Source organism: Vibrio sp. D401a (genome assembly GCF_030248515.1).
Classification (GTDB): Bacteria; Pseudomonadota; Gammaproteobacteria; order Enterobacterales; family Vibrionaceae; genus Vibrio; species Vibrio rotiferianus.
In genome coordinates this window covers 30,150-44,037 of the sequence record NZ_JAHGAI010000012.1, presented here as the reverse complement: position 1 = coordinate 44,037, position 13,888 = coordinate 30,150, and the positions used below count along the sequence as shown (strand labels likewise).

The window sequence follows — 13,888 nt, the reverse complement described above, 5'->3', positions numbered from 1 at the left end:
TCAGGTCGACGTTAAACCGACCTGAACACGACTATTACTGAATGCTAGTCGCACGTTTCACAACAGAGCTCGGTAGTTGAATGCCCAGCTTAGTTGCCGCACCTTCATTCACAACCAGATCAGAGCCTGTTGCTACTTTGACATCTAACTTGCCAGGCTCTTGCCCTTCCAAAATCGCGGCAACATAGTCAGCTGTTTGAACACCAACCTGATAGTAATCAAAACCTAAACTGGCAATCGCTCCTTTTTCTACATAAGAAGTCGCCCCGCCAAAGACGGGTTTCTTCGCCTGATTCGCTGCGACGATCATACCTTCAATCGCGCTAGCTACTGTGTTATCTGTCGGTGCATAAATCACATCTGACTTAGCTGCAATAGCTTGAGTCGCAGATTGTACATCTGCGCTCTTCAGTGCCGTCGCTTCTACCACTTCAAGGCCATTTGCTTCCGCGCTCTCTTTTAACAGCTGTACCAGTGTCACTGCATTCGCCTCACCAGGGTTGTAGACCACGCCAATGGATTTAGCTTTCGGCAAAATTTCTTGAATCAGTGCAACGTGCTGCGCCACAGGAGACAAATCAGAAAGACCTGTGACATTTTTACCCGGCTGATGCATGGATTTCACAAGCTTTGCGCCTACAGGATCCGTTACTGCAGTAAACACAACTGGAATAGAACGAGTTGCAGAAACCAAAGCCTGTGCTGATGGTGTTGCTATGCCCACAAGCACATCTGGGCTTTCACCCACATATTGACGTGCAATCTGTACCGCTATAGCTGGGTTACCTTGTGCCGTTTTAAAGTCAAACTCCAAATTCTTCCCTTGCTCATAGCCTTTTGCTTTCAGGCCATCTATCAAGCCCTGACGAGTCGCATCGAGTGCAGGGTGTTCTACGATTTGTGAAACCGCAACAGTGGCAGTGTTAGCAAGTACGTTGGCGGAGGAAAAAACAGTGGTCGCGGTAAGAATGGCAGTAGCTAATAAATGTTTCGTTTTCATCATGACTCCTTGATGTCTCTTCGTCCTTGAACTGAAAGCCTCTTCGAAAATGAATGCTCAACAGAAATAATGAAGAAGATGGGATGTTGTGTTTAAAACTGCGCACTTTTTGTGCATCTATTTTTCATTATTAACGCTAAGTCTCGGGAAAGAAAAGCAAGATTTAACAACAAAGTAACATTTGTGATCTCGCAATCGGTACGTAAGGCGGTTATTGCAAATAAGAAAGGAGTGAAATAAGAATTGCGGGCATAAAAAATGGAGTGGCAATTGCACACTCCATTTCAGTGATAGTGATTAGTTTCGATGTTTAGAACCAGCGCTCGAGTGCTGTCTTATCTAGTTGGCGGAATGCTCGGTTTAAGATCACCGCCAATTCTTTGTATCTTGGACGCGCTTTTACTGGTTCAAGTGCGAAACCTGACTCAGTGATCTTCTGGTGTAATTCACGGTACCAAGAAGCCAGCGTAGGCGGCAGCTTAGTATTTGAACGACTGCCCAACCACCACATGCCTTGCAGTGGCATACTGATCGCGAATAATGCAACCACGATGGCTTGCGGTAGCGCGTTGTAATTATTAAAAGCCATTTGAGTGAGCACACTGATCGCCGCGACTGCTGGCATCACTTTAATGCCAAAACGTGTTGCTTTGATAATGCGTTGTTCGGGAAAAATGGCGTTCAGCTCTTTACGAACCGGCCAGATCTCCATGTAGCGTTGGCCGTCTTTCAGGCTATGGATCAATCCGACTTGTTTGCTCATACCGCTCTCTCACTAAAAAATAGTTGAACATTTCAACTGAAGGCGCAAAAAATTGATGAAAGTTAATATTCTTTCAAAATTTTTTTGTTATCATTGCCTATTATCGCTATCCTTTGCAGACCCTCAATCTCATTGTTGCCGTTATTTACAATTTAAGCAACTCCGAGATTCCTATCTGCACGGATCGCATCATAGTGATGGATGGGTTCATCACTATTCTTTTATATGGAATTAGAACAATTTTTGACCAAGATTAGTGCGCAGCCTTGCTGGTATCGTCTATTCTTGTGATTGATTTTCATCCTTAACTGATTTTTTTGTCAGACGAATAAACAGGTAGTCATACATGTCTAAGCTAGTTTTAGTTTTAAACTGTGGTAGTTCTTCTCTTAAATTTGCTGTTGTTGATGCAGAAACAGGTGCAGAGCACCTAACAGGTCTTGCAGAGTGTCTTGGTCTTCCAGAAGCTCGTATGAAATGGAAACTTGACGGCAAGCACGAAGCTCAACTTGGTGCAGGCGCAGCTCACGTAGAAGCACTATCATTCATGGTAGAAACTATTCTTGCTTCTAAGCCAGAGCTTAAAGCTAACCTAGGCGCTATCGGTCACCGTATCGTACACGGTGGTGAGCAGTTCACTCAATCTGCACTGATCACTGATGAAGTTCTAAAGGGTATTCAAGACGCTGCGACTTTCGCACCTCTTCACAACCCAGCACACCTTATCGGTATCGAAGCTGCTAAAGTAAACTTCCCAGAGCTTAAAAACGTTGCTGTATTTGACACTGCGTTTCACCAAACTATGCCTGAAGAGTCTTTCCTATACGCTCTTCCATACAACCTATACAAAGAGCACGGCATCCGTCGTTACGGCATGCACGGTACTTCACACCTGTTCATCACTCGTGAAGTTGCTAACCTACTAGACAAGCCAGTTGAAGAAGTAAACATCATCAACTGTCACCTAGGTAACGGTGCTTCTGTTTGTGCAATCAAGAACGGTAAATCTGTAGACACTTCTATGGGTCTAACTCCTCTTGAAGGTCTAGTAATGGGTACTCGTTGTGGTGACATCGATCCAGCGATCATCTTCCACCTACACGACGCTCTAGGTTACTCTGTTGAACAAATCAACAACATGCTAACTAAAGAGTCTGGTCTTGCTGGTCTAACTGAAGTGACTTCTGACTGTCGTTTCGTTGAAGACAACTACGGTGAGAAAGAAGAAGCAACTCGTGCAATGGACGTGTTCTGTCACCGTCTAGCTAAATACGTAGCGGGTTACACGGCTTCAATGGAAGGCCGCCTAGACGCAATCACTTTCACTGGCGGTATCGGCGAGAACTCTGGCCCTATCCGTGAAATGGTTCTTAACCGTCTAGCTATCTTCGGCATCGAAGTAGACAGCGAAGCAAACCTTAAAGCACGTTTCGGTGGTGAAGGTACTATCACTACTGCAAACAGCCGTATCCCAGCAATGGTTATCTCTACTAACGAAGAGCTAGTTATCGCTGAAGACACTGCACGTCTAGCAGGTCTTTAATGATTAAACTGGCTAGCCGATTGGCTAGCCAGTTTTTCTTCCAAAGAATTTATTAGGGGCTTAACTCCTATTCTCTGAATTTTCATGGAATAAGAGTTGAGCTTTTATCCCCCCAATAGCTAAAGGTACTCTACGAATGTCTCGTACTATTATGCTTATCCCTGCAAGTGCTGGTGTTGGTCTAACTAGCGTAAGCATGGGTGTTCTTCGCGCAATGGAGCGCAAAGGCGTTAAAGTTTCTTTCTACAAACCAATTTCACAGCCACGTTCTGGCGGTGATCAACCAGATCTAACTTCAACTATCGTTGGCTACAACAGCGATATGAAGATTGGTCAACCTGTAGCGATGTCTGTTGCTGAAAGCCTAATCGGTAACGACAACATGGACGAGCTACTAGAAACTGTTGTTGAGCGTTACAACCAAATCAACAAAGATGCAGATGTAACGCTTATCGAAGGTCTAGTACCAACTCGTAAGCACCCATTCGCTAACCAAGTGAACGCGGAAATCGCAGCAACACTAGGCGCGGAAATCGTTCTTGTTGCAACTCCTGGTACAGATAACCCAGCTCAACTTAAAGAGCGCATTGAAGTAGCATGTTCTAACTTCGGTGGTACTAAGAACAAGAACATCTCTGGTGTAATCATCAACAAGCTAAACGCACCTGTTGATGAAGCTGGCCGTACTCGCCCTGACCTATCTGAAATCTTTGACGATGCAGACAGCGCGAAGCAAAACGAAATGAAAGTGATGGAAATCTTCAACACTTCTCCAATTCGTGTACTAGGTTGCGTGCCATGGAGCATCGATCTTATCGCTACTCGTGCAATCGATATGGCTCAGCACCTAAACGCTGACATTATCAACGAAGGTGACATCGCAACTCGTCGTATTAAGAGCATCACTTTCTGTGCACGTTCTCTGCCAAACATGATTGAGCACTTCAAACCAGGCTCTCTACTTGTTACTTCTGCAGACCGTCCAGACGTTATCGTTGCAGCTGCACTTGCAGCAATGAACGGCGTTGATATCGGTGCAGTGCTTCTAACTGGCGGTTACGACATCCCAGAAGAAATCGTGGGTCTATGTAAGCCAGCATTCGAAACTGGTCTACCGATTTTCAAAGCACAAGGCAACACTTGGCAAACTTCTCTTAACCTACAGAGCTTCTCTATCGAAGTTCCTGCAGACGATAAAGAGCGTATCGAGTTCATCAACGAGCACGTTGCTGGTCACATCGACGGTAACTGGATCGAGTCTATGACTGAAGGTACTCAAAAGTCTCGTCGTCTAAGCCCACCAGCATTCCGTTACCAGCTAACTGAGTTCGCTCGTAAAGCTGGCAAGCGTATCGTTCTTCCTGAAGGTGACGAGCCACGTACAGTTAAAGCTGCGGCTATCTGTGCTGAGCGCGGCATCGCGGAGTGTGTGCTTCTAGGTAACCCAGACGAAATCCGTCGCGTTGCAGAGCAGCAAGGCGTAACACTAGGTGCTGGCGTAACTATCATCAACTCTGATGAAGTTCGTGAAAACTACGTGGCTCGTCTAGTTGAGCTACGTGGCGCGAAAGGCATGACTGAAGTTGTTGCTCGCGAGAAACTACAAGACTCAGTATTCCTAGGCACTATGATGCTTGAGAACGACGAAGTTGACGGTCTAGTTTCTGGTGCGGTTCACACTACAGCGAACACTATCGTTCCTCCGTTCCAAATCATCAAGACTGCACCTGATGCGTCTATCGTATCTTCTGTATTCTTCATGCTACTGCCTGACCAAGTATTGGTTTACGGTGACTGTGCGATCAACCCAGATCCAACAGCGGAACAGCTAGCTGAAATCGCTATCCAATCTGCTGATTCTGCAGCAGCATTCGGTATCGACCCACGCGTTGCTATGATCTCTTACTCTACTGGTGAATCAGGTAAGGGTGCAGACGTAGATAAAGTACGTGAAGCAACTAAGATTGCTCAAGAGAAACGTCCAGATCTAGTGATCGACGGCCCTCTACAGTACGACGCAGCGATCATGGAAAACGTAGCTGCTTCTAAAGCGCCTAACTCTCCAGTAGCAGGTAAAGCGACTGTATTCGTATTCCCAGACCTAAACACTGGTAACACGACTTACAAAGCGGTACAACGTTCAGCAGACCTAGTATCTATCGGTCCAATGCTGCAAGGTATGCGTAAGCCTGTAAACGATCTATCTCGCGGTGCACTAGTAGACGATATCGTATACACAGTTGCTCTAACTGCGATTCAGGCAGATCAAGCTGACCAAGCAAAAGAGAAAGCAGTTAACTAATAACCGCGCTTCTTGCAAGATAACAAAACCTCGCCTCGGCGAGGTTTTGTTTTGCCTTTTGGTTTGATTAATCAATAAATCACCAAAAACAAAGCAGCCCCAGAAAGCACACAGCCAATCATTACCGGTGCCACTTTTGCCGACAGCGCTTTATCCCCTATCGCAACGACCATCCCCATCTTAACGATGGTATTTACAGACGCAGCAATCAAAATACCAAGTGCGGCAGTCGTCACACTCAAGGTTTGGGTACTTTGTCGTCCAAGAGCCAACGAAATAGCATCGACATCGGTGATGCCTGAAAGCGCAGATAATATCAATACCCCGGCATTACCAAACCAGTCTGACAGCGCATGGGACAACAGCATAATGGCCGCCAACACTACGCCAAAGAACAGTGCCGATTGAAGTGCTAAAGGGTTACGCTGTTTATTAGATTGCTCCACTTTCCCTACCTCGCTCCGACGCCATATCCACCAAGCAGGCAGATAAAGAGCGACCATCATGATAAGCACTATTGGCCACAATAAAGCGACTAATTGCGGGTTAATCACCGAGAGAACGATTAACAAACGAGGGAACATAGTCCCACAACTCAGTAGTATGCCACTGGCAAGCAAAGGGCTTATATTGGCTTGCTCACGAGAGAGGTGAGAGAACTGTAGCGTAAGTGCAGTAGAAGAACTTAACCCCGCAAAGACAGACGTAAACAAAATGCCCCGCTTCGCGCCACCAATCTTAATCGCGAAATAACCCACAAATGAAATACTGGCAATTAGTACGACCATCCACCAGATTTCATAAGGGTTGAGCGCACTCCAAGGACCATAAGCTTGATTCGGAAGAAGTGGTAATAAAACGATGGAAATGAGTAGCAGACGTAAAGCTGCATCAAGCTCATACTCTTGCAGCCTTTGTAGGGCATGGTGAAGCTCTTTCTTATTATCGAGTACAACCGCAGTAATGACCGCTGCTGCAGCTGCCAAAACAGGTTCGCCAGAAACGGTCAAACAGCCAAGAACAAAAGTAATCACTAAGCTAACCACACCTGTGATGCTAATGTCCTCACTCTTTCGTTGTTGAATGACAAATGCGATACAAGCAAGGATAACCAGTGCGATTAGAGCAAAGCCAATCAGTAAAGGGGTATAGATATTGGCAAGAATCCCAACCAAACCACCAAGTAATCCAACTAAGGAAAAGGTTCGAATACCTGCCACGCGGCTACCTTCGACACTATTGCGCATCACCCAACCACGTTGTGTGCCCACAATCGCACCCAGTAATAGTGCAATAAACAGATTCCAAATTAGCTGCTCACCACTGACGAAATCATTGATATCCATACCCCACCTCAGCCAAAGATCGGTTGTTATATCATCAGTTTATGTGATCGGTAGGAAGAAGCTGTGATGGTGAGAAGATATTGAGAAAAAAGAAAAGCGCCACATTAAATGGCGCTTTTCTTAGAGGTTTTAAACTTAGATAGACTCTCGACCATGAGGTGAATCCAAATCTAGTTCAGGACCTTTTGGTACCACTTGCGTCGGGTTGATACCCGTATGGCTGAAGTAGTAGTGACGCTTAATGTGGTAGAAGTCGGTAGTCTCTGCCACGCCTTCCACTTGATAAAGCTCTTTCAAATAACCCTGAATATTTGGGTAATCCGCGATGCGTTGTTTGTTACACTTAAAGTGACCTACATACACGGCGTCAAAACGCACCAAAGTGGTAAACAACCGCCAGTCGGCTTCGGTGATTGTATTGCCCGCTAGGTAGCGATGCGTCGCAAGGTGTGCATCGATTTTATCCAGAGCGGCAAACAATGAATCAAACGCCTCTTCGTACGCCTCTTGCGTTGTCGCAAATCCGCAGCGGTAAACACCGTTATTCACGTTTGGATAGATGCAGTCGTTCCACTCATCAATGACGCTTTGAAGTTGTTCTGGATAATAGTCATCATGATTACCCGTTAACTCATTGAACTCAGAGTTAAACATGCGGATGATTTCAGACGATTCATTCGATACGATCGTGTTGGTCTTTTTATCCCACAGAACTGGAACGGTAACGCGCCCAGTATAATCGGACTTAGCTTGGGTATAGATCTGGTGCATGCGGATATGACCGAATAGTGGCTCTGGGAGTCCCATCTGCCAACCTTCACTTAACATATCTGGGCATACCACAGTAACGTCTATGTGCTTTTCCAAGCCCTTGAGCTTACGGAAGATCAGTGTGCGATGCGCCCACGGACAAGCGAGTGAAACATATAAATGGTAGCGACCTGACTCTGGCTGGAACGTTGCATCAGGTTTATTCTTTATCCAGTTGCGAAAACCCGCATCTTCACGAACGAACTTACCACCGCTTGATTTAGTTTCGTACCATACGTCGTGCCAAACGCCTTCGACTAACTTACCCATGACTGATCTCCTCGTTCTGTGTTTTCTACTATATTAGCGATTCTCGCTCAGCTTAGAATCAGGCCACTTAGTACAACTTGTTCAAGAATTTCGAATGATCCAAATTTAGAATAGTGTCAGCCAATCAGACATAAAGAAAAACTGCAGGCATAAAAAAAGCGCGACCCTATAAAAGGCGCCGCGCTTAAGCCCGTCACAGGCCGAATTTAATTACACAGCCACGTGTAGACAAGATACTGCGTGAACGTCAGAACCTTCGATATGTGGCTTAGTCTTCGCACACTCTTCTGTTGCTTGTGGGCAACGGGTACGGAACACACAACCTGAAGGCGGATTGATTGGCGATGGTAGATCACCCTCCAGCATCTGAATGGTTTTGTTGCGCTCTAATTCAGGATCTGGGATCGGAACTGCCGACATCAATGCACGTGTGTATGGGTGTTTTGGATCGGCAAACAATGCCTCCGCTTCACCCAACTCAACAGCGTTACCTAGGTACATAACCAGTACGCGGTCAGAGATGTGTTTCACTACTGACAAATCGTGTGCGATAAATACTAATGAAAGACCTAGCTCTTTTTGTAGCTCTTTCAGCAGGTTAACCACCTGAGCCTGAATCGATACGTCCAGCGCTGATACCGGTTCGTCACAGATGATCATCTTAGGCTTTAGGATAAGTGCACGCGCGATACCAATACGCTGACACTGGCCACCAGAGAACTCGTGCGGGTAACGGTTGATCACGTTTGGCAGTAGACCTACCTTCGCCATCATCTCTTTAACGCGGTCTTTCACTTCTTGCTTAGTCAGTTCTGGGTAGAATGTCTCTAGCGGCTCAGCGATGATGTCACCGACTGTCATACGCGGGTTCAAAGAAGCCAAAGGATCTTGGAAAATCATTTGGATTTCTTTGCGCGTTTCACGGCGTTGTACTTCTTTCATCTTCGTCAGGTCTTGGCCTAACCAAACTACTTCACCGTCTGTTGCTTCAACCAAACCAATGATCGCGCGAGCAAACGTCGATTTACCACAACCAGACTCACCTACCACACCAAGAGTCTCACCTTCATATAGACGAACGTTTACGCCGTCTACTGCTTTTAGGCTTGAAGGTTTTGACCAAGGCCATGCAGATTTTGATGCAATGCTGAAGTGAACTTTCAGATCAGATACATCCAGAATTAGCTTTTTATCTGTACTCATTTGCTCCAAGCCTCCCATTCAGAAAAACATGCACGCTGACGGCCATCACCAAACGGCGTCAGAATTGGTGCTTCACGCTTACAACGATCCATCACACGGTGGCAGCGATCTTGGTAAGGACAGCCAGGTGGTAGACGAAGCAAGTTTGGCGGGTTACCTGGAATCGTTGGCAGGATCTCGCCTTCTGTATCCAAACGAGGAATCGCCTTCAATAGACCTTCCGCGTAAGGGTGGCTTGGGTTGTAGAAGATTTCGTTCACCGTGCCGTACTCCATGGTACGACCTGCGTACATCACAAGTACTTTGTCACAAGAACCCGCTACGACACCAAGGTCGTGCGTGATCATGATGATTGCAGTGTTGAACTCAGATTTCAGTTCGTTAAGCAGGTCCATGATCTGCGCTTGAACCGTAACGTCCAATGCCGTAGTTGGCTCATCCGCAATAAGCAGTTTTGGACGACACAGTAGTGCCATTGCGATCATTACACGCTGACGCATACCGCCTGAGAACTCGTGTGGGTACATGGTGATACGCTTACGAGCTTCTGGGATTTTTACCGCTTCAAGCATGCGAACCGACTCTTCGAACGCTTCTGCTTTGCCCATACCTTTGTGCAGCATCAGTACTTCCATCAGCTGATCACTCACTTTCATGTATGGATTAAGAGAGGTCATTGGGTCTTGGAAGATCATCGCGATCTGTTCCGCACGAACCTTGTTCAGCTCTTTTTCTGGAAGGTTAAGAATCTCATTACCTTCGAATTTCGCACTACCAGAGATAATACCGTTCTTAGCCAGTAGACCCATGATTGCGAATACAGTTTGTGACTTACCTGAACCAGACTCACCTACGATACCTAGGGTTTCACCTTGATTCAGAGAGAAGTTCAAATCGTTTACTGCGGTTACGATACCATCTTGCGTGGTAAATTCGACGCGCAGATCTTTGACATCTAATAAACTCATCATTGCTTCCTTTATTCTTTCTATTTTTAATTATCTGTCTTTTGGATCCAGCGCATCGCGCAGACCGTCACCAACGTAGTTGAAGCAGAATAGAGTCACAACCATGAATGCTGCTGGGAACGCCAGCTGCCAGATTGCCACTTCCATTGTTTGCGAACCTTCTTGTAGAAGAGCGCCCCAACTTGTCATTGGTTCCTGTACACCAAGACCAAGGAATGAAAGGAATGACTCAGTAAGAATCATACTTGGGATAAGTAGTGTTGAGTAAACCGCTACGATACCCAGTACGTTTGGTACGATATGGCGAGTGATGATCTTCCACTTGCTCACACCACAAACGTGTGCCGCTTCAATAAACTCTTTACTACGCAGACTTAGTGTTTGACCACGTACGATACGAGCCATATCTAGCCATGCGATAGCACCGATAGCGACGAAGATAAGAACGATGTTACGACCGAAGAATGTTACCAGTACGATAACTAGGAACATGAACGGAACCGCGTATAGGATTTCAAGAATACGCATCATGATACGGTCAACTTTACCGCCGATGAAGCCAGAAGCCGCACCGTAAAGCGTACCAATCACAACCGCAACCAATGCACCTAGAACACCAACCATTAGAGAGATACGACCACCAATTAGCGTACGTACGTAAAGGTCACGACCTAAGCTGTCAGTACCGAACCAGTGCTCAGCACTTGGACCGACGTGCATTGCGTACCAGTCTGTATCATCAAATGTGTAAGGTGCCAACATTGGCAGGAAGATTACCGCAAGGGTCATCAATGTAAGAATGAACAAGCTCACCATTGCCGCTTTGTTACGCATAAAGCGGATACGGGCGTCTTGCCACAAACTACGGCCTTCAACTTCCAGGTTCTCTGCAAATTTCTCGACCGCTTCAAGATTCTCTTTTTTCGTTAACATAACCATACTTCCCTGTTAGTAGCGAATTTTCGGGTCAATCATTGCTAGCAGAATATCAACGATAGCGTTGAACAAGATGAATAGGAAACCAATCAGAATGGTTACACCCATTACTAGCGAGTAGTCACGGTTGAAGGCTGCGTTTACGAACAGCTTACCGATACCAGGCAGACCAAAGATGGTCTCAACAACCACCGAGCCGGTAATAATGCCGACAAACGCTGGTCCCATGTAGGACACAACTGGAAGTAACGCTGGTTTTAATGCGTGTTTCAGGATGATGTAACGGTAACTTAGACCTTTCGCACGAGCAGTACGAATAAAGTTACTGTTCAATGTCTCGATCATAGAACCACGAGTGATACGAGCAAACGTGGCAACATAAAGCAGTGACATAGCAATAACTGGCAGCACTAAGTATTGCCATGAGCCATCATGCCAACCACCCGCAGGGAATAAATTCCAGTGGAGCGAGAACAAGTAAATCAGAGCAGGCGCTAGTACGAAGGATGGCATTACGACCCCAAGCATCGCCGTCGACATAATGGTGTAATCAAGCCACGAGTTTTGTTTAAGCGCGGCTATGGTGCCGATCGTTACCCCCAGAATCACCGTGAAGATAAAGGCAATGAAGCCTACCTTCGCCGATACTGGTAGTGCTACCGAGATTAGCTCGTTTACTGTGTAATCTAAGTATTTGAATGAAGGGCCAAAGTCACCTTGGATTACGTTAGTCAAATACGTGGTGTATTGCTCAAATACTGGCTTATCTAGGCCGTATTTGGCTTCAATGTTCGCCATAACTTCTGGCGGTAATGGACGCTCGCTCGAGAATGGGTTACCCGGTGCGAAACGCATGAGAAAGAAAGATACGGTGATCAAAACCAACATTGTTGGGATCGCCTCAAATATCCTTTTTGCGATGAATTTAAGCATAAACTCACTCTTTCAGTCTGTGACAGTTAAAAAATTGATGATAGGCAACACACGCAGCCTGGCGGATGCGCGTGTGCCTTATTCTTATAGTTTTGAAGCTAAACGATTAGTTAGCTTTGATGTAAAGATCTTTTGAGTAGATCTTCTCTTCCGCGTTGTTAGCAGGGAAACCACCAACGTGCGGGTTTAGTAGACGTGAACGCACGTACTGGTAAATTGGTGCGATTGGCATTTCTTTCGCCATCAGCTTTTCAGCATCTAGGTAAATTTGAGTACGCTCCTCTTCTGAAGTCGACTTAAGTGCTTTGTCGATCAGTGCGTCGTACTCTTTACTACCCCAGTGCTGACCACCAGTAGTGTTCGAGCTAACCATAAGGGTTAGGAATGAAGATGCTTCGTTGTAGTCGCCACACCAACCAGCGCGTGCAACTTCGAAATCACCTTGATCTTTAGTAGATAGGTATGTTTTCCACTCTTGGTTTTCTAGTGTAACGTCTAGACCAAGCGTTTTCTTCCACATTGAACCTAGAGCAACAGCTAGCTTCTTGTGGTTCTCGTTCGTGTTGTAAAGAAGAGAGAACTTAAGTGGATTGCCTTTACCGTAACCCGCTTCTTCAAGAAGGCGTGCAGCTTCTGCGTTACGCTCTTTTTGCGTCATCTTACCGTAAACTGGTAGCTCAGGGTCGAAGTGCGCTGTAATTTCAGGCGTTAGGAAGTATGCTGGTTTTTGGCCTTGAGCAAGGATTGCTTTTGCAACGATATCACGGTCAATGGCGTAAGAAATCGCTTTACGAACACGAACGTCGTTAAATGGTTCTTTCTTCGTGTTGAATGAGTAGTAGTAAGTACACAGGCTACCCTCAACCGATACTGACTCAGGATGCTCTTTTTGCAGACGCTTAAAGTGCTCGGTCGGTAGCGTTGATGTGAAATCGATCTCGCCAGATAGGAAACGGTTCATTTCCGCTACTGCGTTTTCGATAGGTAGGAAAGTAACCTTGTTGATAACAGTTTTGTCGTTATCCCAGTACTGTTCGTTACGAGTCAGCTCTAGACGCTCGTTCACAACCCAGTTGTTTACTACATAAGCGCCGTTACCTACGAAGTTTTCTGGTTTCGTCCATTGATCACCGAACTTCTCAACTGTTCCTTTGTGAACTGGTTTCATTGTTGTGTGGCCAGTCATCATTACAAAGTAAGGAACCGCAGTATCTAGTTCAACGACTAGAGTGTGATCATCAGTCGCCTTAACACCTAGCTCGCTTTTGTCTTTTTTACCCGCAACGATATCTTTCGCATTCTTCATCTTGGTGTATTCCATGTACCAAGAATAAGGAGAAGCAGTTGCAGGATCGACAGCACGCTGCCAGCTGAACACGAAGTCTTGTGCTGTTACAGGCTCGCCATTAGACCATTTTGCGTCTTTACGTAGGTGGAAAGTGAAGGTTTTGTTGTCTGGGGTTTCCCAGCTTTCAGCAACACCAGGGATAGTGTCGCCATCTGCATTCTGATTCACCAAGCCTTCAAGAAGATCACGAATCACGTGTGACTCAGGAACACCTTGAGATTTATGCGGGTCAATTGTCGCAACTTCAGTACCGTTACCACGAACAAGTTCTTGTTTATCAGCTAGTTTAGTACCTGCTGGAACATCAGCAGCAAAAGCGGTAGTAGAAGCGGCAGCCACTGCCAGACCAGCACCTAGAAGAAGGGCTTGAGTGATTTTGTTCTTATACATGCGTAAAACTCCGAGTTTTTCATTAGCATCCATGACTTCTCTGCAAGGGACTGGAACGGTCAGCATTTTAGAACTT

The 13,888-nt window shown here is 46.0% G+C and carries 11 protein-coding genes; 2 read left to right on the top strand and 9 right to left on the bottom strand.

Features of this window, described 5'->3' with window-relative positions:
* Positions 1 to 34: 34 nt before the first annotated feature.
* Both KIV41_RS07000 and yfbV read right to left on the bottom strand, forming a co-directional pair.
* Positions 35 to 1,000, bottom strand: a complete 966-nt coding sequence (locus KIV41_RS07000) for an ABC transporter substrate-binding protein (RefSeq protein WP_285336055.1) — start codon at positions 998 to 1,000, stop codon at positions 35 to 37.
* Positions 1,001 to 1,310: 310 nt separating this feature from the next.
* The gene (gene yfbV, locus KIV41_RS06995; protein WP_010449355.1) at positions 1,311 to 1,763 is read right to left on the bottom strand and encodes a terminus macrodomain insulation protein YfbV; all 453 of its coding nucleotides are present in this window, start codon (positions 1,761 to 1,763) and stop codon (positions 1,311 to 1,313) included.
* A gap of 346 nt (positions 1,764 to 2,109) precedes the next feature.
* Between yfbV and KIV41_RS06990 the strand changes: the two genes are divergently transcribed.
* Positions 2,110 to 3,306, top strand: a complete 1,197-nt coding sequence (locus KIV41_RS06990) for an acetate kinase (RefSeq protein ID WP_010449356.1) — start codon at positions 2,110 to 2,112, stop codon at positions 3,304 to 3,306.
* 136 nt (positions 3,307 to 3,442) lie between these two features.
* Positions 3,443 to 5,608, top strand: coding sequence for a phosphate acetyltransferase (gene pta, locus KIV41_RS06985; RefSeq protein ID WP_010449357.1), 2,166 nt, complete (start codon positions 3,443 to 3,445; stop codon positions 5,606 to 5,608).
* Between the two features lie 71 nt (positions 5,609 to 5,679).
* On the opposite strand, the gene KIV41_RS06980 is transcribed toward pta, so the two are convergent.
* The 7 genes from KIV41_RS06980 to KIV41_RS06950 form a co-directional block, all read right to left on the bottom strand.
* Positions 5,680 to 6,954, bottom strand: a complete 1,275-nt coding sequence (locus tag KIV41_RS06980; protein ID WP_285335953.1) for an MgtC/SapB family protein — start codon at positions 6,952 to 6,954, stop codon at positions 5,680 to 5,682.
* 135 nt (positions 6,955 to 7,089) lie between these two features.
* The gene (locus KIV41_RS06975; protein ID WP_285335952.1) at positions 7,090 to 8,034 is read right to left on the bottom strand and encodes a glutathione S-transferase family protein; all 945 of its coding nucleotides are present in this window, start codon (positions 8,032 to 8,034) and stop codon (positions 7,090 to 7,092) included.
* Positions 8,035 to 8,244: 210 nt separating this feature from the next.
* A complete protein-coding gene (oppF, locus tag KIV41_RS06970; protein WP_285335951.1) occupies positions 8,245 to 9,237 on the bottom strand; it encodes a murein tripeptide/oligopeptide ABC transporter ATP binding protein OppF in 993 nt (330 codons plus the stop codon).
* Positions 9,234 to 10,205, bottom strand: coding sequence for an ABC transporter ATP-binding protein (locus tag KIV41_RS06965; protein WP_010449362.1), 972 nt, complete (start codon positions 10,203 to 10,205; stop codon positions 9,234 to 9,236). The genes oppF and KIV41_RS06965 overlap by 4 nt, the downstream gene beginning before the upstream one ends.
* Before the next feature lie 30 nt (positions 10,206 to 10,235).
* The gene (oppC, locus tag KIV41_RS06960; RefSeq protein ID WP_005531413.1) at positions 10,236 to 11,138 is read right to left on the bottom strand and encodes an oligopeptide ABC transporter permease OppC; all 903 of its coding nucleotides are present in this window, start codon (positions 11,136 to 11,138) and stop codon (positions 10,236 to 10,238) included.
* Positions 11,139 to 11,153: 15 nt separating this feature from the next.
* A complete protein-coding gene (oppB, locus tag KIV41_RS06955; RefSeq protein ID WP_010449365.1) occupies positions 11,154 to 12,074 on the bottom strand; it encodes an oligopeptide ABC transporter permease OppB in 921 nt (306 codons plus the stop codon).
* Between the two features lie 106 nt (positions 12,075 to 12,180).
* Positions 12,181 to 13,812: an ABC transporter substrate-binding protein gene (locus tag KIV41_RS06950; RefSeq protein ID WP_010449367.1), complete on the bottom strand. Its 1,632-nt coding sequence runs from the start codon at positions 13,810 to 13,812 to the stop codon at positions 12,181 to 12,183.
* Positions 13,813 to 13,888 lie beyond the last annotated feature (76 nt).

Coding starts and splice junctions, on each gene's coding strand:
- KIV41_RS07000 (WP_285336055.1), bottom strand. CDS start 1,000: ATGAAAACGAAACATTTATTAGCTACTGCCATTCTTACCGCGACCACT.
- yfbV (WP_010449355.1), bottom strand. CDS start 1,763: ATGAGCAAACAAGTCGGATTGATCCATAGCCTGAAAGACGGCCAACGC.
- KIV41_RS06990 (WP_010449356.1), top strand. CDS start 2,110: ATGTCTAAGCTAGTTTTAGTTTTAAACTGTGGTAGTTCTTCTCTTAAA.
- pta (WP_010449357.1), top strand. CDS start 3,443: ATGTCTCGTACTATTATGCTTATCCCTGCAAGTGCTGGTGTTGGTCTA.
- KIV41_RS06980 (WP_285335953.1), bottom strand. CDS start 6,954: ATGGATATCAATGATTTCGTCAGTGGTGAGCAGCTAATTTGGAATCTG.
- KIV41_RS06975 (WP_285335952.1), bottom strand. CDS start 8,034: ATGGGTAAGTTAGTCGAAGGCGTTTGGCACGACGTATGGTACGAAACT.
- oppF (WP_285335951.1), bottom strand. CDS start 9,237: ATGAGTACAGATAAAAAGCTAATTCTGGATGTATCTGATCTGAAAGTT.
- KIV41_RS06965 (WP_010449362.1), bottom strand. CDS start 10,205: ATGAGTTTATTAGATGTCAAAGATCTGCGCGTCGAATTTACCACGCAA.
- oppC (WP_005531413.1), bottom strand. CDS start 11,138: ATGTTAACGAAAAAAGAGAATCTTGAAGCGGTCGAGAAATTTGCAGAG.
- oppB (WP_010449365.1), bottom strand. CDS start 12,074: ATGCTTAAATTCATCGCAAAAAGGATATTTGAGGCGATCCCAACAATG.
- KIV41_RS06950 (WP_010449367.1), bottom strand. CDS start 13,812: ATGTATAAGAACAAAATCACTCAAGCCCTTCTTCTAGGTGCTGGTCTG.